Annotated in this window: 16 protein-coding genes and 1 tRNA gene; 10 read left to right on the forward strand and 7 right to left on the reverse strand. The window is 69.4% G+C overall.

Going from position 1 to position 21,983, the window contains the following annotated elements; genetic code table 11:
* From M6G08_RS08050 to M6G08_RS08065, 4 genes are read left to right on the forward strand one after another with little or no spacing between them, the layout of a single operon-like run.
* A complete protein-coding gene (locus M6G08_RS08050) occupies positions 1-162 on the forward strand; it encodes a hypothetical protein (protein WP_163015848.1) in 162 nt (53 codons plus the stop codon).
* Positions 159-797, forward strand: coding sequence for an aminodeoxychorismate/anthranilate synthase component II (locus tag M6G08_RS08055; protein WP_272586483.1), 639 nt, complete (start codon positions 159-161; stop codon positions 795-797). Before M6G08_RS08050 ends, M6G08_RS08055 begins: the two co-directional genes overlap by 4 nt.
* Positions 794-1,840: a class E sortase gene (locus M6G08_RS08060; RefSeq protein ID WP_272586484.1), complete on the forward strand. Its 1,047-nt coding sequence runs from the start codon at positions 794-796 to the stop codon at positions 1,838-1,840. The genes M6G08_RS08055 and M6G08_RS08060 overlap by 4 nt, the downstream gene beginning before the upstream one ends.
* A 13-nt stretch (positions 1,841-1,853) precedes the next feature.
* Positions 1,854-2,624, forward strand: coding sequence for a class E sortase (locus M6G08_RS08065; RefSeq protein ID WP_272586485.1), 771 nt, complete (start codon positions 1,854-1,856; stop codon positions 2,622-2,624).
* A gap of 101 nt (positions 2,625-2,725) precedes the next feature.
* On the opposite strand, the gene M6G08_RS08070 is transcribed toward M6G08_RS08065, so the two are convergent.
* From M6G08_RS08070 to fhaA, 7 genes are all read right to left on the reverse strand, one after another.
* Positions 2,726-3,745 carry a restriction endonuclease gene (locus M6G08_RS08070; protein ID WP_272586486.1) on the reverse strand — a complete coding sequence of 340 codons (1,020 nt, stop codon included), beginning with the start codon at positions 3,743-3,745 and terminating at the stop codon, positions 2,726-2,728.
* 127 nt (positions 3,746-3,872) lie between these two features.
* Positions 3,873-5,882, reverse strand: coding sequence for a Stk1 family PASTA domain-containing Ser/Thr kinase (gene pknB / locus M6G08_RS08075; protein WP_272586487.1), 2,010 nt, complete (start codon positions 5,880-5,882; stop codon positions 3,873-3,875).
* 189 nt (positions 5,883-6,071) lie between these two features.
* Positions 6,072-7,544 carry a peptidoglycan D,D-transpeptidase FtsI family protein gene (locus tag M6G08_RS08080; protein WP_272586488.1) on the reverse strand — a complete coding sequence of 491 codons (1,473 nt, stop codon included), beginning with the start codon at positions 7,542-7,544 and terminating at the stop codon, positions 6,072-6,074.
* On the reverse strand, positions 7,541-8,977 hold the full coding sequence (locus tag M6G08_RS08085) for an FtsW/RodA/SpoVE family cell cycle protein (RefSeq protein ID WP_272586489.1): 1,437 nt from the start codon (positions 8,975-8,977) through the stop codon (positions 7,541-7,543). Before M6G08_RS08085 ends, M6G08_RS08080 begins: the two co-directional genes overlap by 4 nt.
* Before the next feature lie 27 nt (positions 8,978-9,004).
* Positions 9,005-10,579, reverse strand: coding sequence for a Stp1/IreP family PP2C-type Ser/Thr phosphatase (locus M6G08_RS08090; RefSeq protein WP_272591283.1), 1,575 nt, complete (start codon positions 10,577-10,579; stop codon positions 9,005-9,007).
* Positions 10,580-10,723: 144 nt separating this feature from the next.
* Positions 10,724-11,242 carry an antibiotic biosynthesis regulator FhaB gene (gene fhaB, locus M6G08_RS08095; RefSeq protein WP_272586490.1) on the reverse strand — a complete coding sequence of 173 codons (519 nt, stop codon included), beginning with the start codon at positions 11,240-11,242 and terminating at the stop codon, positions 10,724-10,726.
* Between the two features lie 10 nt (positions 11,243-11,252).
* Positions 11,253-12,131, reverse strand: a complete 879-nt coding sequence (gene fhaA, locus M6G08_RS08100) for an antibiotic biosynthesis regulator FhaA (protein ID WP_272586491.1) — start codon at positions 12,129-12,131, stop codon at positions 11,253-11,255.
* 484 nt (positions 12,132-12,615) lie between these two features.
* On the opposite strand from fhaA, the gene M6G08_RS08105 reads away from it, so the two are divergent.
* From M6G08_RS08105 to M6G08_RS08130, 6 genes are all read left to right on the forward strand, one after another.
* Positions 12,616-12,702 (forward strand) — tRNA-Leu (locus M6G08_RS08105).
* Between the two features lie 973 nt (positions 12,703-13,675).
* On the forward strand, positions 13,676-14,371 hold the full coding sequence (locus M6G08_RS08110) for an iron-containing redox enzyme family protein (protein WP_272586492.1): 696 nt from the start codon (positions 13,676-13,678) through the stop codon (positions 14,369-14,371).
* Between the two features lie 4 nt (positions 14,372-14,375).
* Positions 14,376-15,587, forward strand: a complete 1,212-nt coding sequence (locus tag M6G08_RS08115) for a cytochrome P450 (RefSeq protein WP_272586493.1) — start codon at positions 14,376-14,378, stop codon at positions 15,585-15,587.
* A gap of 105 nt (positions 15,588-15,692) precedes the next feature.
* Positions 15,693-20,513: a non-ribosomal peptide synthetase gene (locus tag M6G08_RS08120; protein WP_272586494.1), complete on the forward strand. Its 4,821-nt coding sequence runs from the start codon at positions 15,693-15,695 to the stop codon at positions 20,511-20,513.
* Between the two features lie 16 nt (positions 20,514-20,529).
* Entirely contained in the window at positions 20,530-21,738 is a 1,209-nt protein-coding gene (locus M6G08_RS08125; protein WP_272586495.1) for an MFS transporter, read from the forward strand.
* Between the two features lie 37 nt (positions 21,739-21,775).
* On the forward strand, positions 21,776-21,982 hold the full coding sequence (locus tag M6G08_RS08130) for an MbtH family protein (RefSeq protein ID WP_272586496.1): 207 nt from the start codon (positions 21,776-21,778) through the stop codon (positions 21,980-21,982).
* Position 21,983 lies beyond the last annotated feature (1 nt).

Raw genomic sequence — 21,983 nt, forward strand, 5'->3', positions numbered from 1 at the left:
ATGTACGGCTGGATCTGGCGGCATCTGCCGGGGAACGCGTGGGTGAGGGCGCTGCTCTCGCTCGTCCTGGTCGTGGCCGTGGTCTACGTCCTGTTCCAGTACGTCTTCCCATGGGCCGAACCGCTGCTTCCCTTCAACGATGTGACGGTGGACAACCAGTGAGCGCGCGCATCCTCGTCGTCGACAACTACGACAGTTTCGTCTTCAACCTGGTCCAGTACCTGTATCAGCTCGGTGCGGAGTGCGAGGTGCTGCGCAACGACGAGGTGTCGACGGGGCACGCCCAGGACGGTTTCGACGGTGTGCTGCTGTCTCCCGGGCCCGGTACGCCGGAGCAGGCGGGGGTCTGCGTCGACATGGTCCGGCACTGCGCGTCGACCGGTGTCCCCGTCTTCGGGGTCTGTCTGGGCATGCAGTCGATGCAGGTGGCGTACGGCGGTGTGGTGGACCGGGCGCCGGAGCTGCTGCACGGCAAGACCTCGCCGGTGGAGCACGAGGGCAAGGGAGTGTTCGCCGGCCTGCCCTCGCCCTTCACGGCGACGCGGTACCACTCGCTGGCGGCGGAACCGGGCACGGTGCCGGCGGAGCTGGAGGTGACGGCCCGGACACAGGACGGGATCGTCATGGGGCTGCGGCACCGGGAGCTGCCGGTGGAGGGTGTGCAGTTCCATCCGGAGTCGGTGCTGACCGAGCACGGGCACCGGATGCTGGCCAACTGGCTGGCGGAGTGCGGCGACCAGGGTGCGGTGGCGAGGTCGGCGGGGCTCGCCCCGGTGGTGGGCAGGGCCACGGCGTGACCGCACTGCGCCCCGAGCGCGACTCCGGCACGGCCGGTGACCAGGGATCCTCGTACGGGCAGCCGTACGGGGATTCCGGTGCGTTCGGGGGCGGTTTCGACGGGTGGTACGAGGATTTCGCCGCCGGGGAGGGGGCCGGGGCGCCTCTCGACGACGAGACGGTGGCGCTGCGGGTCCCGGACCCGCCGCCGGAGCGGTCGGCCACCGCCCCTCCGGTGACGGGTGGGCGCGCGGCCCGCAGGAAGGCCGCGAAACGGCGTCACGGGCGCCGTGGGGGCTCCCGGGGCCCTTCCCGGGCCCCTGAGGCCGACGCGACGCCGAAAGCCCCTCTGTCGCGCGTGGAGGCCCGTCGGCAGGCCCGCGCCCGCAAGCCGGGGGCGGCGGTGATCGCCAGCCGCGTGATGGGTGAGCTGTTCATCACGACGGGCGTGCTGATGCTGCTGTTCGTGACGTACCAGTTGTGGTGGACGAACGTCCGCGCCCAGGCGCAGGCGGACAAGGCGGCCAGCAATCTCCAGGAGGACTGGGCGAACGGCAAGCGCAACCCGGGCACCTTCGAACCGGGGCAGGGTTTCGCGCTGCTGCACATTCCGAAGCTGGACGTCGTGGTGCCGATCGCGGAGGGCATCGACGACGAGAAGGTCCTGGACCGGGGCATGGTCGGCCACTATGCGGAGGGCGCGCTGAAGACGGCGATGCCGGACGCGAAGACCGGAAACTTCGGTCTGGCCGGGCACCGCAACACCCACGGTGAGCCCTTCCGGTACATCAACAAGCTGGACCCGGGTGATCCGATCGTCGTGGAGACGCAGGACGAGTACTTCGTCTACAAGATGGCGTCGATCCTGCCGGTGACGTCGCCGAGCAACGTCAGTGTGCTGGACCCGGTCCCGAAGCAGTCCGGTTTCAAGGAACCGGGCCGGTACATCACCCTCACCACGTGCACGCCGGAGTTCACGAGCAAGTACCGGATGATCGTCTGGGGCAAGATGGTCGAGGAACGGCCGCGCAGCAAGGGCAAGCCGGATGCGCTCGTCAGTTAAGGGCGGATGACCAGTGGCAGCGACCACCGACACCGAGCACGAAGAGCAGTCCGGCACGGACGGCCCACCGGAGCCCGCGGCACGCCGCCGCGGCGGCGCCGGGCGGATCGTCGCCCGGACCGTGAGCGTCTTCGGTGAACTCCTCATCACGGCGGGCCTGGTGCTGGGCCTGTTCGTCGTCTACTCCCTGTGGTGGACGAACGTGGTCGCGGACCGCGCGGCGGACAAGCAGGCGGACGAGGTCCGCGAGAACTGGGCGCAGGACCGGGTCGGTCCGGACGGCCCGGGTGCGCTGGACACCAAGGCGGGCATCGGCTTCCTGCACGTGCCGGCGATGGGTGACGGCGACATCCTGGTGGAGAAGGGCACGTCGATGAAGGTCCTCAACGACGGCGTGGCCGGCTACTACACCGACCCCGTGAAGTCCGCGCTCCCCACCTCCGGCAAGGAGGGCAACTTCTCGCTGGCGGCGCACCGGGACGGGCACGGGGCGAAGTTCCACAACATCGACAAGATCGAGAAGGGCGACCCGATCGTCTTCGAGACGAAGGACACCTGGTACGTCTACAAGACCTACGCGGTTCTGCCCGAGACCTCGAAGTACAACGTCAGGGTCCTCGACCCGGTCCCGAAGGAGTCCGGCAAGAAGAAGGCCGGCCACTACATCACCCTGACGACGTGCACGCCCGTGTACACGAGCCGGTACCGGTATGTGGTGTGGGGGGAGCTGGTGCGTACGGAGAAGGTGGACGGGGAGCGGACTCCGCCGGAGGAGTTGCGCTGACTGACCTCCTTGAGGGAGGTCAGTCCCCTAACATGACGAAGGCCCGAAGCCGCAACTTCATCTTGCGGCTTCGGGCCTCTTCGCGTCTTCGCGAGCGGTCCCTAACGGAGTGCCTTGAGTCGCACTCCGGCGCTCCACGCCTCCAGTTCCTCCCGGTTGACGGTGACGACTCCGCTGAGTTTGGCGATCGCCTCCGACTCGTGGCTGAAGTTGCAGGTGGCGACGAAGAGTGCGATGTCGACCTGGTCGATGGCGCGGGCAGCCCCGGCGAACTTCTGCATGTCCGCGCTCGGTACGGTCCATCGGCCGGACCTGTTCTTGCACTGGACGGCGACGGTGCGGCCGTCGGCGGTCCGTCCGGTGATGTCGATGCCCCTGTCGGTGCGGGCCTGCCGTACGACGACGTCCAGGCAGCCGTCGCGTCGCAGCAGGTCGGCGACGTGGTGCTCGAAAGCTCGCCAGGTCATGGCCTTGAGCTTGCTCCTGACCTCGTCGACGAGGGTGTCTCCCTCCAGGGCGGCGAGGCGGGCGTGGTGCCAGCACAGCTTGCGCTCGACGTTCTCGATGTCCTCGCGGAGTTCGATGAGCTCGCGACGGTGTTCACCGGAGGTCTCGATCAGGGTGTTGAGCATCGGCACGACGGTGTTGCCGAGGATGCGGGTGATGCGATGGTCGATGCGGGCGTCGAGTTCGACGGAGGTGGGGGCCAGGTTTTCCACAGGCTGTGTGCGGGCCAGGTGCTCCATGTCCAGGAGGTAGACACGCACCTGACGTGCGACTTCGCTGTCGCGGAGCAGCATGGCGATGTTGAGGACGGCGCGGCGGGGGAAGAGGGCAAGGGAGCGCGTGCGCGACCGAATGCCACTGCGTTGCTTGAAGTCACTCAGTTCTGGGCCTGTCAGAACTCGGTATCCACTCGTCTCCAGCTCGTCACGGTGATCGTGGACGAGGGCGCGTACTGCTTCCACCGTGGCGTTGAAGTACGTCGCCACCATCGCCGTAGTCACATGCATGCCGTCCGGCAGCAGGGACAGTGCCTTGACGCGGTCTAGTACGTCGGTGCGTCCGAGGACGCTGCTGCGCAGGGCCGCTGATTCCAGCAGGGCCGTTTCGCTGATCATGGTCGTTCCTCTCTCGGGTTGTGTGGTCACCCTGAGTAAACGAGTCATGACATATGAAGACACGACAGAGCCCCGGTCCCTCCGCCGAGGGGCCCGGGCTCTTGCCGTTGGTGTTCTCGCGGGCGGGTCAGTCGTCGCCGCGGAGGCCGCCGATGATGCCGCCGCCGTTGTTGCCGTTGCCGCCGCCGTTGCCGCCGATGGTGGTGAGGACGATCGGCGTGGCGCCCGGGTCGTCGACCTCGGTGTTGGGCTGCGGGTTCATGGCGACGACCATCGCGTTGTCGTCACCGGGCGCGCCCGGCTGGACCTGGACGTTGGTGAAGCCGTTCTGCTGCAGGATCTGCCGGGCCTCGGCGAGGGACTTGCCGCGGACCTCCGGCACCTTGGTCTTCTCGATGGCCTTGCCGATGTGGATCGTGACCTTGGAGCCCTTGTCGATCTGCTGGCCGTTGGACGGCGTGGTGGAGATGACCTTGCCGACCTGGTTCGGGTCGTTGGTCGGCTGGTCGGCGCACTCGCCTTCCAGGCCGCTGCTCTCCATCTGGGCCTTGGCCTCGTCGCAGGTCCGGTTGACCACGTCCGGCACCGTCGCCTTCTCCACGGGCTTGGCGACCTCCAGGGTCACCGTGGAGCCCTTCTCGAGCTCCTTGCCCGGGTCGGGGTCCTGGCTGAGGACGGTGCCCTCGTCCTGGGAGGACTCGGTCTGCTCGGTCTCGACGACGAAGCCCTTGTCCTCGAGCTGCTGCTTGGCCTCGTCGATGTTCTTGTCGATGACGTTGGGCACGGCGACCTTCGGCGCGCCCGTCGAGACCACGAGCTCGACGCTGGACTTCTTCTTGACCTCAGTGCCCTGCTGCGGGTTCTGCGAGCAGACGTTCCCCTTGGGCTGGTCCTCGCAGGGCTGTTGCTTGAAGGTCAGTTCGAGGTCGGCGTTGGTCGCGAGTTGCGTGGCGTCTTCCTTGGTGGTGCCGACGAAGGCGGGGACGTCGACCTTGTCGTTGCCCGGCCCCGCGTCGTTGCCGAAGAGCTGCATGCCGATGAGGATGGCGCCGGCCAGGACCAGGACGCCGGCCAGGACCAGGAAGATCGTGGAGGCGTTGGACTTGCGGGGCTGCTGGCGGCGCCGGTCGGGGCGGTCGTCGTAGCCGTAGCCGCCGTCGTCCGGGTTCATGGGCGGCAGCATGGTGGTGGCGCCCGCGCCGGCGTCGGAGCGCAGGGCGGTCGTCGGCTGGTCGTCGGGGTAGGCGCCGTAGCCGCCGGCGGCCATGGCGCCCATCGCGGCGGTGGCGCCGACGGGCTGGCCGTCGAGGCAGGCCTCGATGTCGGCGCGCATCTCGTCGGCCGACTGGTAGCGGTAGTCCGGGTCCTTGACCAGGGCCTTGAGGACGATGGCGTCCATCTCGGGCGTGATCTCGGGGTCGAAGACGCTGGGCGCCTGCGGTTCCTCGCGCACGTGCTGGTAGGCGACGGCGACCGGGGAGTCTCCGACGAAGGGCGGGCGGACCGTGAGCAGCTCGTAGAGGAGGCAGCCGGTGGAGTACAGGTCGGAGCGGGCGTCGACCTGTTCGCCCTTGGCCTGCTCCGGGGAGAGGTACTGGGCGGTGCCGATGACCGCGGCCGTTTGGGTCATGGTCATGCCGGAGTCGCCCATGGCGCGGGCGATGCCGAAGTCCATGACCTTGACCTGGCCGTTGCGGGTGAGCATGACGTTGGCCGGCTTGATGTCGCGGTGGACGATGCCGGCCCGGTGCGAGTACTCCAGCGCCTGGAGGATGCCGATGGTCATCTCCAGCGTGCGCTCCGGCAGCAGCTTGCGGCCGGAGTGGAGCAGTTCGCGGAGGGTGGAGCCGTCGACGTACTCCATGACGATGTACGGGATCGACACGTTGTCGATGTAGTCCTCGCCCGTGTCGTAGACCGCCACGATCGCGGGATGGTTGAGCGAGGCGGCCGACTGGGCCTCCCGGCGGAAGCGGGCCTGGAAGGACGGGTCGCGCGCGAGGTCGGCGCGCAGCGTCTTCACCGCCACGGTGCGGCCGAGCCGGGTGTCGTGCGCGAGGTATACCTCCGCCATGCCACCACGGCCGAGCACCTGGCCCAGCTCGTACCGGCCGCCGAGGCGACGCGGCTCTTCCATGGTTACTACCAGCCCTCTCCGTCGGTCCCGACCGGCATGCTTGTACGGTCGGTGGCTGCCGTCCGGCCTACCGTACCCGGCCCGCGGCGGGTGACCTGGCCAAGCCCGATACCCGATACAGGACCGGTATCGCAACGTGCGCCTATGTGAAGGGGACGTGACGGGAGTCACGTCCTGTTCAGTGTGTGGTCACTTCTTGCTCTCCAGAACGGCCTCCATCACGTTCTTGGCGATCGGAGCCGCGAGGCCGCCGCCGGAGATGTCGTCGCGGTTGGCGTTCTCGTCCTCGACCACCACGGCGACGGCGACGGGCGAGCTGCCGTCCTCGGCCTTGGCGTAGGAGATGAACCAGGCGTAGGGGTTCTCGCTGTTGTCGACGCCGTGCTGTGCGGTGCCGGTCTTGCCGCCCACGGTGACGCCGTCGATCCGTGCGTTGGTTCCCGTGCCGTCCTCGACGACGGTCTCCATCATGGACTGGAGGATCTGGGCGTTGTCCGCGGACAGCGGCTCGCTCATCTCCTCGGGGTCGGTCTTCTCGACGGTGTCGAGGTTGGGGGCCTGGAGTTCGTCGACCATGTACGGCTTCATCAGGGTGCCGTTGTTGGCGATGGCGGAGGTGACCATCGCCATCTGCAGCGGGGTGGCGGCGGTGTTGTACTGGCCGATGGCGGAGAGCGCGGTCTGCGACTTGTTCATGTCGTCGGAGAAGACGGAGGCGCTGGAGCGGACGGGGACGAACTGCTCCTCGTTGAAGCCGAACTTCTCGGCGGTCTCCAGCATCTTGTCGTTGCCGAGGTCGGAGCCGATCTTGCCGAAGACGGTGTTGCAGGACACCCGCAGTGCCTCGCGGAGGGTGGCGTCCTCGCAGGGGAGGTCGCCCTCGTTGGGCAGTTCGGTGGTGGTGCCGGGCATGGTCCAGGGCAGCGGGGAGTCGGTCTTCTCGTTGGCCGAGTCGTACAGGCCGTGTTCCAGGGCGGCGGCCGCGGTGAGCACCTTGAAGGTGGAGCCGGGCGGGTAGACCTCGCGCAGGGCGCGGTTGAGCATCGGGTCGTCGGGGTTGTTCTTCTTCTGCAGCTGGTTCCAGGCCTCGCCGGCGGCTCCGTCGCTGCCCGCGATGGCGGTGGGGTCGTACGAGGGGTAGGAGGCCATCGAGAGGATCTTGCCGGTGGACGGTTCGATGGCGACGACGGCGCCCTTGCCGCCCTGCTTCTTCAGTCCGTCGTAGGCGGCTTTCTGGGCGGCGCTGTTGAGGGTGGTGACGACGTTGCCGCCCTCGCGCTGCTTGCCGGTGATCATGTCGAGGGTGTTGCGGAAGAAGAGCCGGTCGTCGTTGCCGGTGAGGATGCCGTCGTTGATCGCTTCGAGCTGGGTGGCGCCGTAGGCCTGGGAGACGTAGCCGGTGACGGGCGCCCACATGGCGCCGTCCTTGTAGGTGCGCTTGTACTTGAAGTCGCCGTCGGTGGTGGCGTGGCCGGTGATGGCCTTGCCGTTGACGATGATGTCGCCGCGGGGGCTGGCGTACCGCTCGATGGCGACGCGGCGGTTGTGCTCGTCTTCCTTGAGCTCGTCGGCCTGGACGTACTGGAGCCAGTTGTCGCGGATGAGCAGGGTGAGGACGAGGAGGCCGCAGAAGAGCGCGATGCGGCGCAGTGGCTTGTTCACGGGCGGACCACCTGGGTCATCTCGGCGTCGGGGTTCGCGGGTGCCGCGGGTGCGGGTCTGCGAGCCGTGTCGCTGATGCGCAGCAGGATGCCGATCAGGGCCCAGTTGGCGATGACGGAGGAGCCTCCGTAGGCCAGGAAGGGCATGGTCATGCCGGTGAGCGGGATGAGGCCCATGACGCCGCCGGCGACGACGAAGACCTGGAGGGCGAAGGCGCCGGAGAGGCCGATGGCGAGGAGCTTGCCGAAGGGGTCGCGGGCGGCGAGGGCGGTGCGTACGCCGCGCTCGACGATGAGGGCGTAGAGCAGGAGCAGTGCCATGAGGCCGGCCAGGCCCAGTTCCTCGCCGAAGGTGGCGAGGATGAAGTCGGAGTTGGCGGCGAACCGGATCAGGTCGGAGTGGCCCTGGCCCCAGCCGGAGCCGAGGGTGCCGCCGGAGCCGAAGGCCCACAGGGCCTGCATGGCCTGTTCGGAGTGGCCGCCCTGGCCGGCGCGGGAGAGCGTGTACTCCTTCATCGGGTCGAGCCAGGCGTCGACGCGCTGCTTGATGTGGGGTTCGAAGCTGGCGACGCCGACGGCGCCGACGGCGGACATCAGCAGGCCGAAGACGATCCAGCTGGTGCGCTCGGTGGCGACGTACAGCATGATCACGAACATGCCGAAGAACAGCAGCGAGGTGCCGAGGTCGGTCTCGAAGACCAGGATGAGGATGGAGACCATCCAGACGACCAGGATGGGGCCGAGGTCGCGGCCGCGGGGCAGGTAGAGGCCCATGAAGCGGCGGCTGGCGAGGGCGAGCGCGTCGCGCTTGACCATCAGGTAGCCGGCGAAGAACACGGCCAGCACGATCTTGGCGAACTCGCCCGGCTGGATGGAGAAGGAGCCGACCTGGATCCAGATCCGGGCGCCGAAGACGTCGCGGCCGAGGCCCGGCACCAGCGGGAGCAGCAGCAGGATGAGGGCGCCGACCATGGAGATGTAGGTGTAGCGCTGCAGGACGCGGTGGTCCTTGAGGAAGATCAGCACGGCGACGAACAGGGCGATGCCCATCGCGGTGTACATCAGCTGGCGGGGTGCGGCGTTGCCGGCCTGGTCGATGGACTGGAGGAGTTCGGACTGGTCCAGGCGCCAGATCGCGACGAGTCCGAGTCCGTTGAGGAGGGTGGCCAGGGGCAGCATCAGCGGGTCCGCGTAGGGCGCGAACTTGCGTACGACTAGGTGGCCGACGCCGGCCAGCAGGCCGAGGCCGAGGCCGTAGCTCAGCAGGCCGGCGGGCACCTCGTCGTTGATGGCCAGTCCCACGTTGGCGTACGCGAAGACCGGGATGAGGACGGCGAACACGAGCAGCGCCAGCTCGGTGTTGCGCCGGCTCGGCGCGCCGATGGCGCCGATCGTGGACGTGTGGTGCGTCGGCGAGTTGGAAGTACTGCTCATCGGGTGACGGTGCCTCTCACGGCTTGCCTACTGCTTACCGCACAGCGAGACGACCTTCTGCTCTTCCTCCGAGAGGGTCGGGCCGGGGCCAGGAGTGGGTGCGGTCGTGGACGGGGGCTCGGACGATTCGGGTGCCTTCGGCGTTCCCGACGTGCTCGGGCTCGGTGAGGCCTTGGACGTGAAGGAGGCGGGTGTGGTTCCCGTGGTGCCTCCGGCCTGGCCCTGGCCCGTCTTCGCGTTCTGCTCGTTCTTGGCGTCCTGCTCGTTCTTCGCGTTCTGCGCGGCGCGGCGCTCGGCCTGCTTCTTGCAGGCGGAGGCCTGGACGGCCAGTTCCTCGATCTTGGCGCGCGCGTCGGCGAGGTCGCCTTCGGGCATGGTGGCCTCGACCAGTTTCTGCTGGTAGGGCGGCAGGTACTTGAGTTCGATCTCGGGGTGGTCCTTCTGGACCTTGGAGAGCGAGACCCAGGCGAGGTCCTGGCTGATGCCCCGGTACAGCGCGAGGTGGTCGTCCTTGGTGCCGACGTAGTACTGGGTCTGGGTCCAGCGCCAGCCGCCGTACATGCCGCCGCCGATGACGGCGAGGGCGAGCACCGTGTAGAGGGATCGCTTGAGCCACTTGCGGTTCTTGCGGGGTTTGACGAAGTCGTCGGGGCCGTAGTCGTCGAAGTCGCCGGCGGGGACGAAGCCGGTGGTGTCGCCGCTGCCGGGCGGGCCGAACTCGCCGCCGCCGTGCCGGCCGCCGCCCTGGCGGCCGAGGCCGGCGGCGCGGCCGGCCGGGGTCTGCATGATGCCGTTGTCGCCGAACTGGGCCTGGTTCTCGGCGACGGCGCCGACCACGACCGGGGTGTCGGACAGCTGCCCGGCGAGGGTGTCGCCGGTGTCGAGGTCGAGGACGTCGGCGACGATGACGGTGATGTTGTCGGGGCCGCCGCCGCGCAGCGCGAGCTGGATCAGCTCCTGCACGGTCTCCTGGGGGCCCTGGTAGCTGGCGAGGGTGTCCTCCATCGTCTGGTGGGAGACGACGCCGGACAGTCCGTCGGAGCAGATGAGGTAGCGGTCGCCGGCCCGCACCTCGCGGATGGACAGGTCGGGTTCGACGTGGTCGCCGCTGCCGAGCGCCCGCATCAGCAGGGAGCGCTGCGGGTGGGTGCCGGCCTCCTCCTCGGTGATGCGGCCCTCGTCGACGAGGCGCTGCACCCAGGTGTGGTCCTGCGTGATCTGGGTGAGGACGCCGTCGCGCAGGAGGTAGGCGCGGGAGTCGCCGACGTGGACGAGGCCGAGGCGCTGGCCGGTCCACAGCAGGGCGGTGAGGGTGGTGCCCATGCCCTCCAGGGCGGGGTCCTCCTCGACCATCTGCCGCAGCTGGTCGTTGGCGCGCTGCACGGCGTGACCGAGGGAGGTGAGGACGTCGGAGCCGGGCACGTCGTCGTCGAGGGCGACGATGGTGGAGATCACCTCGGAAGAGGCGACCTCGCCGGCGGCCTGGCCGCCCATGCCGTCGGCGATGGCGAGCAGGCGGGGACCGGCGTAGCCGGAGTCCTCGTTGCCCTCCCGGATCATGCCCTTGTGGGAACCGGCGGCGAAGCGCAGTGACAGACTCATGCCCACCTCGCCCGTCGGCTGCTCCGGGTACAGCCGGTCGTGTCGAGCCACACTGCCCACCCTCCGGTCGGGAGCGCGCCGGGGCCCGGGATGCCGGCCGCCGGTGCGTGCTCGCTCCGCTCGCGCTCAATCATTGGTGTAGCACTACTTCCGCAGCTCGATGACGGTCTTGCCGATGCGGATCGGCGCACCCAGCGAAATCGGTGTGGGGGTCGTCAGCCGGGACCGGTCCAGGTAGGTGCCGTTGGTGGAGCCCAGGTCCTCGACGATCCACTGGCCGTTCTGGTCCGGGTAGATCCTGGCATGGCGGCTGGAGGCGTAGTCGTCGTCCAGCACGATCGTCGAGTCGTGTGCCCGGCCGAGCGTGATGGTCTGGCCCTGGAGGGCAACGGTGGTGCCGGTGAGGGTGCCCTCCGTGACGACCAGCTTGGTGGGGGCGCCGCGGCGTCCCCGGCCGCCGCCGGACTGCTGGCGCTGCGGCGGTGGTGCCTGGCCCTGGCGCGCGGCGGCCTGCTGCGGCCGGTCGGCGCCGCGCCGCGCTCCGCGCTGGGTGACCCGCGTGCCGAACAGGTCGCTGCGGATGACCTGCACGGCCACGATCACGAACAGCCACAGTACGGCCAGGAAACCCAGCCGCATGACCGTGAGGGTCAGCTCTGACATTGCCCCCGGATCACCCTTCGGCTTGCCTATAGATAACGGTGGTGCTGCCCACGACGATCCGCGAGCCGTCGCGGAGCGTAGCGCGGGTGGTGTGCTGCCCGTCCACCACGATGCCGTTGGTGGACCCGAGATCCTGGATCGTCGAGGGCGTTCCGGTCCGGATCTCGCAGTGCCGGCGGCTCACGCCGGGGTCGTCGATCCGCACGTCGGCCTCGGTGCTGCGTCCGAGCACGAGGGTCGCGCGGGAGATCTGATGGCGGGTGCCGTTGATCTCGATCCAGTGGCGGGTGCGTCCGCCGGCCGCGGGGGCGGCCGGGGGCTGCTGGCCGCCCGCGGGCTGCGGGTAGCCGTAGCCGCCGGGGCGGCCACCGGGTGGCGGCGCGCTCGGCATGGGCGGGGCGCCGGCGGGCGGGGCGGCCGGCGGATAGCCGTAACCGCCGGGTGCGCCGGGGCGTCCGGTCGGGGCGGGGGGCGCGGCGGGGCCGGCGGGTCCCGGGCCGCCCTGGTGGCTGCTGGAGGAGGCGAGCGTACGGCTGCGCACCCGGTACAGGCCGGTGTCGAGGTCGTCCGCCTTCTCCAGGTGGACCTTGATCGGTCCCATGAAGGTGTAGCGCTGCTGCTTGGCGTAGTCGCGGACCATGCCGGCCAGCTCGTCGCCGAGCTGGCCGGAGTAGGGGCTGAGGCGCTCGAAGTCGGGCGTGCTCAGCTCCACGATGAAGTCGTTGGGTACGACGGTGCGGTCCCGGTTCCAGATGGTCGCGTTGTTGTCGCATTCGCGCTGGAGTGCTCCCGCGATCTCCACGGGCTGCACCTCGGACTTGAACACCTTCGCGAAGGTGCCGTTGACCAGACCTTCGAGACGCTGCTCGAACTTCTTCAGGACTCCCATGGGGCACCTCCTCCGTCGACGCCGTCCTGTCCGCTGCCTTGCGTACTGCTGTGTCGCGTACTGCTTTCCTGCGTACTTCCCGCGTGCGTACCGCTCACGCGCGCACTGTCCACCTGGTACTGCTTACTGATCGTATCCACGCGCCGGTCGATCGGCTGGTTCCCCCTGTCGGCCCGGTCGACGGTGTCGACGCCTCCCGGTACTCATGCCCAGGATCGTAGAGGCGGCCGCAGACCAGTGTCCCGCACGTGGCCGTGGACCCCGACCGGCTCCTGGACGGATGCGCCGGACCGGTACGAGGTTGATACGTGAACGGCCGGCGGCCGGGACGAGTGCCCGAAGGAGGGCGGGCGTCCCGGTTCCCCTGCCCTTGCCCGCCCGTCCCCGCCGGGAAAGGGATGTGAAACCACCCCGTACAGCGTGCTAATGTTCTCGTGTCGGAAGGCGCCGGACCGCAAGGAAAGGCCCCGAGGACACACCCAATGCGCGGGTGGCGGAATAGGCAGACGCGCTGGATTCAGGTTCCAGTGCCCGCAAGGGCGTGGGGGTTCAACTCCCCCCTCGCGCACCAGGGAGCACCGAAGAAAGTGCTCCAGTTGCACCGACGGAACGGGCGGCATCGTGATCACGATGCCGCCCGTTCCGCTGTGTGTGGCGAGAAACACGCGGTCAGTTTTTGGGGCGCGAGGATCTTCGGCTGTTCTGCTGCGGCCTGGTTTCCCTTCCCCGGGCTACTGGCGGGCTTGTGAGGAACGTCTCAGGGCTGGGTGAGGTAGCCCTCGGGGGTCCAGGTGCCCAGTGGCTTGGTCTTGCGGCGACGGGTGGGTCGGCGGTGGCGAGTTGGAAGGCCGGCAAGAGGGTCCGGGCGGCGATACTTCGGAGCCGTACTGGAGGGGCTGCCGGAGATCGGCGCCGGATTCCGGCGGGACAGTGATGGTCTTCCGGCTGGGGCACATGACGCGACGATGGCCTCCGGATCGCGCCCACTGTGGATGCGACGGCGGACGACGGCGTAGGCGGCCTCGAAGCCGCCGTCGTGATCGGGGCAGCGGCGTAGACCGAGTCGCTGGCGCACCTCGTCGGAGAGCGCGAAGTACAGCAGGTCCGTGACAGCGGTGCGCAGGATGACGCCGCTGCGTGCGGCGGTCAGGCATATGCCGACCAGGGGGCCTCCACCGGAAGGGCCTCGACCGGATGGGTGCAAGGGCTACCTGGCCTGCGCGCGACGAGCGGTTCGAGACCGGTGCGGCCGAAGCCGCCGTCCCGACGTTGCGTGCGCACAGTGGGTGGTCGTGGAGACTACACCGGATAAGCCTGATGTTTCTGTGTCCGCTCAACCGGTGCCCTTAATACTGGTGCTCGGTGCGGGGACTCACCCTCGCAGAGTTCTGGGAAGGGCGCGGAGGTGCCGAAACACTAATTGCCGGGGGCGGACTTGCCATCGACAGTCGTGTGGTCAGAGAACACTTGAGTGAGCCGTTCCATTCCGTACCTTATCGGAATCTCGGACGGTGCCGGGCCTACTGCGAAAGGAGAAGGACATCATGGCAGTCGCAATCGTTGAATCGATATCCGACCGGCTCGTCGGGACGGAGGCGCACCGCGCCTTTGTCGACCACGAGTTCTTCAAGCAGGTGCACAGCCGCGAACTTTCACACGAGCACGTCGGGACCTTTCTCGGCCAGTGGTGGCACCCGCTGCATTACTTCCCGACCTTCCTCGCGCGCTGCATCTCGGTCCTGCCCGACATCGAGTCGAAGAGCGCGATCACGCGCATTCTTTCGCAGGAGGCCGGTGCCCGGTCGGCCACGGCGGCGCACGAGGTGATCTATGCCGACAGCATGGAGAAGGCGGGCTACGACCGGCGGACGGTGACCGGTTCCGCGCCGTTCGCGGAGACCGCCGCGCTGGTGGACTGGTACGAGAAGTGCTCGGCGGACCGGTGTGCCGCGCTCGGCGGCATCTTCGCCACCGAGGTCACGGACCTGCTGATGGTCTCGGCGATCGGTGCGGCCGTGAAGCGGGAGTCCGGCACGGAGCGCAACGCGTGGGTCGACATCCATGTCGCGCAGGAGCCCGACCACGTCGACCAGGCGACCGACGCCCTGTTCTCGGGGCTCGCTCCGGACGAGGAGCAGGCGGTCATCGACTGCGCCGAGGAGATGTGGCGTCACTGGACGGCCTTCTTCGACCGCCTGGCCGTCGAGACCGGGATGATCGCGCCTTCCGGACGATCCTGAGGAAGTGATCGCCGTGGATGCCGCCGCCCCCGTCATGACCAGGTTGACCGATCCTCGTCTCTACTCCGACGGCGATCCGCACGGCGCCTGGGCGCGACTGCGCAGAGAATGCCCGGTCTCCTGGCACGACGAACCGGATCACGAACCGTTCTGGGCGGTCACGACCTACGCCGAGGGCCTTGACGTACTGAGCGACTGGAAGCGGTTCAGCTCGGCCAGGGGGACGTTCCTGCGGCCCAATCTGTCCGATCCGTATCCGGGTGCGGGTGTGATGATGACGCTCTCCGACCCGCCTCGGCACGATGTACTGCGCAAAGCGGCCGCCGCGCTGTTCACGCCCAAGGCGGCCGCCGGGTTCCGGGCCAGGGCGACAGAGGTGTCGCGGTCCTTGCTGCGTGGTGTCGTCGACGCCGGTCCCCACGACTTCGCCAACGACGTCGCGGCGCCGTACCCGCTCCAGGTCATCGCCGGCCTGCTCGGTGTCGAGGGTGAGGACGTGGAGCGGATCGCCGGCTACGCCGAGGCGGCCGTGGGCAACATCGTCGACCTGGACGGGACGGCCGCGCAGCAGGCGCACCTCGAGGTGCTCGCCTACTACGCCGACGTGATCGAGGAGCGCAGGGCGCGGCCGACGAATGACGTGGTGTCGGCGTTCGTCCTCGCCCAGGCGGACGGCCTGGACATCACCGACGATGAGATCATCCTGACCTGCGACAACCTGGCTGTGGCGGCGGGGGAAACGACGCGTCAGGTGCTGAGCGGCGGGCTGCTCGCGCTGCTCGCCAACCCGGTGCAGCTGCAAGTGCTGCGCTCCGGGGCGGTCTCGCTCAAGACGGCCATCGAGGAGCTCGTGCGCTGGATCGCGCCGGTGAGTCACCTCATGCGCACCGCTGTCACCGACACGTCCGTCGGGGGCGTCGAGATCAAGGCGGGCCAGGCGGTGAGCGTGTGGTTGTCGTCGCTCAACCGGGACGAGAACGAGTTCGACCAGCCGATGGAGCTCCATCTGGACCGGACCCCCAACCGGCACGTGAGTTTCGGTGGCGGACGCCATTTCTGCATCGGCGCACCGCTGGCCAGAGTGATGATCGGGGTATTTCTCGAAGAAACACTGCGCAGCGTGGCCAGAATCGAGCAGGTCGGTGAGCCGCGGCGCAAGCCGTCCTACGTCACCAACAGCCTCGAGTATTTGCCGCTCGCTTTTCATTCCGAGTGACCGGGATTTCCCAGCTCAATCGACCTCTTTTCAAGCAGTGCCGTGTTGCCGCGCAAGGGGGCGTCTATGTCCGTGTATCAGGACTCCGCGACGGAGCGATCGGGAATGGACCCGAGAACGGATCTCGTACGGTCGATATTCGCCGAGCTGCTCGGTCGGCCTTCGGTGGCTCCGGACGACGACTTCTTCGAACTGGGCGGTGAGTCGCTGCTGGCGTCCCGTCTTCTGGGCCGGTTGCGTGCCGCGTTCGGGGTCGACGTCACCGCACGGGAGTTCTTCGCGGCGCCGACTCCGATCGGGCTGACGGACAGGCTCGACTCGTACCGGACGACTCGTCCGCCCGTCGCGCCGAAGGAACGGCCCACGCAGGTCCCGTTGTCGTTCGAGCAGCAACGCCTCTGGTTCCTGAACCAGGTTGCCGGCGGTGGGGCCGGTTACAACATCCCGGTGGCCTTGTGGCTGTCGGGCGAGCTGGACCACGACGCGCTCCGGCACGCGGTGCGTGAAGTGATCTCCCGGCAGGAAGCGCTCCGGACCGTCTTCCCGGCCGAGTCGGGCACGCCGGTGCAGCAGGTCCTGGAGGTTCCTGATCTGGCGACCGTCATGCCGGTGGTTCCTGTCGAGCCCGGCGAGGCGGCGGAGGCGGTGCGGCGGCGTGCGGCTGTGGGTTTCGACCTGACCGTCGACGTGCCACTTCGGGCGACCCTGTTCGTCCTCGGGCCGCAGGAGCACGTGCTCCTGCTGTCGTTCCATCACATCGCCGTCGACGGCTGGTCATTCGAGCCGCTGCGGCGCGACCTGTCCGCCGCCTACCGCTCCCGGCTGGCCGGGGAGACTCCGACGTGGCCGGACCTGCCCGTGCGGTACGCCGACTACGCACAGTGGCAGCGGGAACTCGCCGACGGGGACGACGACGGGATGCTGGCCGAGCAGCTGGACTACTGGCTGACGGCGCTCGAAGACCTGCCCGCGCAGATCGCCCTGCCCGCCGACCGCCCCCGTTCCACCACCAGCTACCGCGGCGGCCGCGTGCCCTTCCACCTCGACGCGGAACTGCACCAGAGGCTCACCGACCTCGGCCGCGAGCACCAGGCGACGCTGTTCATGCTCCTGCACGCGGGCCTCAGTGCCCTGCTGACCAGGCTCGGCGCGGGCACCGACCTGCCGATCGGCGCACCTGTCGCCGGGCGCACCGACACGGCGCTCGACGACCTCGTCGGCTTCTTCGTCAACACGCTGGTGCTGCGCACCGACACCTCCGGCGAGCCGACCTTCCGAGAGCTGGTCGAGCGCGTCCGGGCGACCGACCTCGCCGCGTTCGACGCGCAGGACGTGCCGTTCGAGCGGGTGGTCGAGGCGGTCAACCCGGTGCGTTCGCTCGGTCTGAACCCGCTGTTCCAGGTGATGCTCGCGGTGCAGACGCACGTCGATCCCGCGCTCGACGCGCCCGGCGTCGACTCCCGGTTCGACCCGGTCGACATCGGGGTGTCGCGGTTCGAGCTGTTCTTCTCGATCCGGGAACGGCGATCTGCCGACGGCACGCCGGGCGGGGTCGACGGAGTGATCGAGTACTCCTCCGACCTGTACGACCGGGGCACCGTCGAGGCCATGGCCGAGCAGTTCCGCGTGGTCCTCGCCCAGGCCGTCGCCGATCCGGACCGGCCGGTGTCGCAGGGCGAACTGCTGTCCGCGGCCGGCCGGCGCCGGGTGCTGACCGAGTGGAACGACTCCAGCCGGCCCCTTCCGGCCGCCGACCTGGTGACGTTGCTCGAGGACCGGGCCGCGCGCACACCGTCGGCGATCGCCGCGGTCACCGACACGCTCAGCGTCACGTACGCGGAGACGCACGCCAGGGCCAACCGGTTGGCCAGGGAACTGATCAGCCGTGGCGCGGGCCAGGAGCGCGTGGTCGCGGTGCTCCTCGAGCGGTCCGTGGATCTCCTGGTCGCGCTGCTGGCCACGGTCAAGGCCGGTGCGGTCTACCTGCCGGTGGACCCGGACCACCCCGACGAACGGCTCAGTTTCATGATCGAGGACGCCGCGCCGGTGGTCGTCGTGACCCACCGCGAGCACGCACACCGGGTGCCCGGCGCGCTGGTCGTCGACTCCCCTGACGGCATGGCGCGGGTCGAGCGGCACCCGGCGACGGCGCTCACCGAGGACGAGCGCCGCACCGGCGACCCCGCCGCCGCGGCCTACCTGATCTACACCTCCGGCTCGACCGGGACGCCCAAGGGCGTGGTCATGCCGGCCGCCGGTCTGCTCAACATGGTGTGCTGGCAGGCGGACCGCGAGACTGGCGACTCCGGCGGCGTCGTCGCGCAGCTGGCGAGCGTGGGCTTCGACGTGTCCCTGGAGGAAACCCTGCCCGCCCTGGTCAGCGGCGGCACGATCGCGATCCCCGGACCGGATGTGCGCACCGATCCCGTACGACTGGTGCACTGGATGGACCGGCACCGGGTGACCATGGCCATCGCGCCGACCCTGATGATCGACAGCATCTGCTCGGCCGCCGTCGCCGAGGGCCTCGAACTGCCCGCGTTCACCGACATCGCGCAGGCAGGATCGCCGCTGATGCTGAGCGACGACATCCGGGCGATGCTGAGCGGTCCCACCGAGCGCAGGCTGCTCAACTACTACGGTCCGACCGAGACGCACGCCGCGACCATGCTCGGCCAGTCCGGGCGGGCGGCCGCCCGGGAGCCGTCCGCGGCCGTGCCCATCGGCCGTCCGGTGTGGAACCAGCGGATCTACCTGCTGGACAAGGACTTGCGACCGGTCCCGCCGGGAGTGATCGGCGAGATCTTCGTCGCCGGTGCGGGCATCGCCCGCGGTTATCTGGCGAGGCCCGCACTGACCGCGGAGCGATTCCTGCCCGATCCGTTCGTGGGCACCGGCGGGCGGATGTACCGCACGGGCGACCTGGCGCGGTGGACCGGTGACGGCACCCTGGCCTTCGTCGGCCGGGCCGACCACCAGGTCAAGATCCGGGGGTACAGGGTCGAGCCGGGGGAGGTCGAGGCGACTCTGGTCAAGCACCCCGACGTGGCACGCGCGGTCGTGACCGCGGTCGAGCCGGTGCCGGGGGACGTCCGCCTAGTGGCGTACGCGGTGGGGGTGGACGGCACCCGGCTCGTACCGGCGCGGTTGCGGCGGTATCTCTCCGACATCCTGCCCGCGTTCATGGTCCCCGCGTCGTACGTCGTGCTGGATCGGATGCCGGTGAACGCCAACGGCAAAGTGGATCTCTCGGCGCTGCCGTCGCCACAGTGGGCGGTCGGCGGCCGCTCCCCGCGCACGCCGCAGGAAGAGCTGTTGTGCCGGCTGGTCGCCGACGTGCTGAAGATCGCCGAGGTCGGGGTCGACGACGACTTCTTCGAGCTAGGCGGCCACTCCTTGCAGGTCGCCCGGCTGGCGAGCCGGGTGCGTGCGGTGCTGGGCGTCGACCTGCCGGTACGAGTGATCTTCGAACGGCCGACTGTCGCGGGCATCGCCAACGCCATCGACGACCCGGCGTCGACCAGGCCGAGCGCCCGAGTCGTGCCCCGCCCACAGCGCGTGCCGTTGTCCTTCGCCCAGCGTCGGCTGTGGTTCGTGGAACAGCTGGAGACGTCGGCGGGTCATGGTTCGGCCTACCACCTCCCGTCGGCCTTCTCGCTGACCGGTGGGGTGGACGTGGCCGCACTGCGCGCGGCGATCGGTGACGTGATGGGCAGGCACGAAAGCCTACGGACCGCGTTCCCGGTCTTCGGCGACGAGCCGTGGCAGCACCTCCTCGACTCCGGAAGCTCGGTGCTGACCACGGTGGACTGCTCGGAGGCCGAGGTCCGCGACGCGATGGCGGTCGAAGTGGACCGCCGGTTCGACCTCGCCGACGCGCCGCCGATCCGGGTGGTGCTCTTCCGGCTCGGCTCGAACCGGCATGTGCTGCTGATCTGCCTGCACCACATCGCCACCGACCACTGGTCGATGGGGCCGCTGCTGCGGGACCTGTCCACCGCGTACGCGGCCCGGCGTGCCGGCAACGCACCGGAGTGGACGCCGTTGCCGGTCCAGTACGCGGATTACACGCTGTGGCAGCGGGAGCTCCTCGGCGCGGACGGCGGGGCCGCCACCGACGAGGTGACGTTCTGGGCCGAGCAACTGGCCGGTCTGCCCGAGAGGCTCGAGCTGCCGCTGGACCGGCCACGCCCGGCCGTGCGCGGCCATCGGGGCGAGACCGTGCATTTCGAGCTCGACGCCGACCTGCACGCCGCTCTCGCGCGCTTCGCCGGCGCCGGACGCGCCAGCCTGTTCATGGCGCTGCAGACGGCTCTGGCCGGCCTGCTCACCCGGATCGGCGCGGGCACCGACATTCCGATCGGCGCCCCTATCGCCGGTCGCAACGACGACGCCCTCGACGACCTGGTCGGCTTCTTCGTCAACACGCTGGTCCTGCGCACCGACACCAGTGGCAATCCGACGTTCACTGAGCTGCTGGCGCGAGTGCGCGAGACCGACCTCGCCGCGTACGCCAACCAGGACGTGCCGTTCGAACGACTGGTCGAGGAGCTCAGGCCGACCCGCTCGTTGAGCCACAACCCGCTCTTCCAGGTGACCCTCACGCTGCAGGGCGCGGGCGAGGCCGAGCTCGATCTCCCCGGTGTCACGGTGACCAGGCGGCAGATCGACGCGCAGACCGCCAAGTTCGACCTGTCGTTCTCGTTCACCGAACGGCGCGGAGCCGACGGCACTGCGGAAGGGATGGCCGGTCTGGTCGAGTTCGCCACCGACGTCTTCGACCGGGAGACGGTCGTCGCGCTGACCCGGCGTCTGGTCCAGATGATGCGGAGCGCGGTGGCCGATCCGGCTGCCCGGCTCGACACGGCCGACGTGCTGCTGCCCAGTGAGCGCGAGGCGCTGCTCAGCGGCGCGATGCCGATCTGAGATGAGGAGGCACGACGTGCAGGTCACTGCCAGTCCGCCGGCGGACGCGCGAGCCAAGCCGCTGCGGCACCACCAGGTCTGGATCCGGTGGTTGGCCGCGGCGTCCCTGGCCAGGCTGCCGCAGACCGCGCTTCCGGTCGCGCTGGTGCTCACGGCGCACGAGGCGACCGGGTCGTTCATGGGCAGTGGCCTGCTCAGCGGTGCGAGCGCGATGACGTACGCGGTGTGTGCTCCGTGGCGTGGGCGGCAGATGGACCGGGCCGTACTGCCCCACGCCCTCGGGTGGTCCCTGCTCGCCGCGACTGCCGGGCTCGTCGCCACCTCGGTCGCGGCGGCCGCGGGCGCTCCGTTGTGGCTGCTGCTGGTGTTCGTCGTCCTTGCCGCGTGCGCGGGCTCCGGGGTGGGCGGGGCCTACCGGTCGATCCTGCCCCACTTCCTCCACCCCTCCCAGCTCACCCAGGCCTACGCGGCCGACGCGGTCGCCGTGCAGGTGGCCTGGATCGGCGGCCCAGCGCTGGCAGCCGTGGTGGCTGCCGCGATCGGACCGCAGGCCTGCGTCGGCGTCGTGGCCGCGGTGACGGCCGCGGGCGCCCTGCTCAGCTGGACGCTGCCGAGGAGGGAGCCGGGCAGCGCGACACGGCACCATGCCTCGGTACGCGCGTTGCTCGGGCTGCTGTGGGCGCCGCTCGTCCTCAACGCGGGCATCGGGATCAACCTCGGCGCGCTCGACGTGGCGCTGCCGGCCCTGATGACCGAGCACGGCGAGCCCGCGACCAACGGCGGTCTGGTGCTCGCGGGCCTCTTCGCCACGAGTGCGGTCAGTGGATCGGTCTACGCCGGTCTGCCGTCGACGAACCCGTTGCGGAAGGTGACGACACGCACGGTGGCGTGCGTCCTGGTGGCCGCCTACGGCGCCGTCATGGCAGGCGCCGCCGCGGCACCCGAGTTGTGGGTTTCCGTCGCCTGCCTGCTGGTCGCCGGACTGGCCTTCGCACCGGGCGACAGCGCGGTCATTCTGCTGGTCTCCGAACAGGCTCCGGCGGAGCGGCTGGCGGAGGCGTTCGGATACTTCTCCGCCATCGGCTACCTGGGCATCGCGCTCGCCGGCCCGGTGACCGGTTGGTTCGTGACACGCGTCGGCGCCGGGGCGGGGCTGCTGCTGGCGGGCCTGGCGCCGCTGGCCGCGGTCGTGCTGGTGACGACGACCCGCGGCAGGCAGAAATAGCGAACGAGTATTTGCCGACGACATACGGAGGTCGATCATGGTGGACGTCGACGACAACGTCGATTACATCGTCGTACTCAATGGTGAGGAACAGTACTCAGTTCTTCCGGCCGATCGGGAAGTTCCGTCGGGGTGGACCGCCGAGGGATTTCGCGGGCCCCGACAGAAGTGCCTGGACCACATCGACCTCGTGTGGACCGACATGAGGCCGCTGAGCGTCCGACGGCGAATGGAGGGGAATTAAG

Source organism: Streptomyces sp. M92 (assembly GCF_028473745.1).
Classification (GTDB): Bacteria; Actinomycetota; Actinomycetes; order Streptomycetales; family Streptomycetaceae; genus Streptomyces.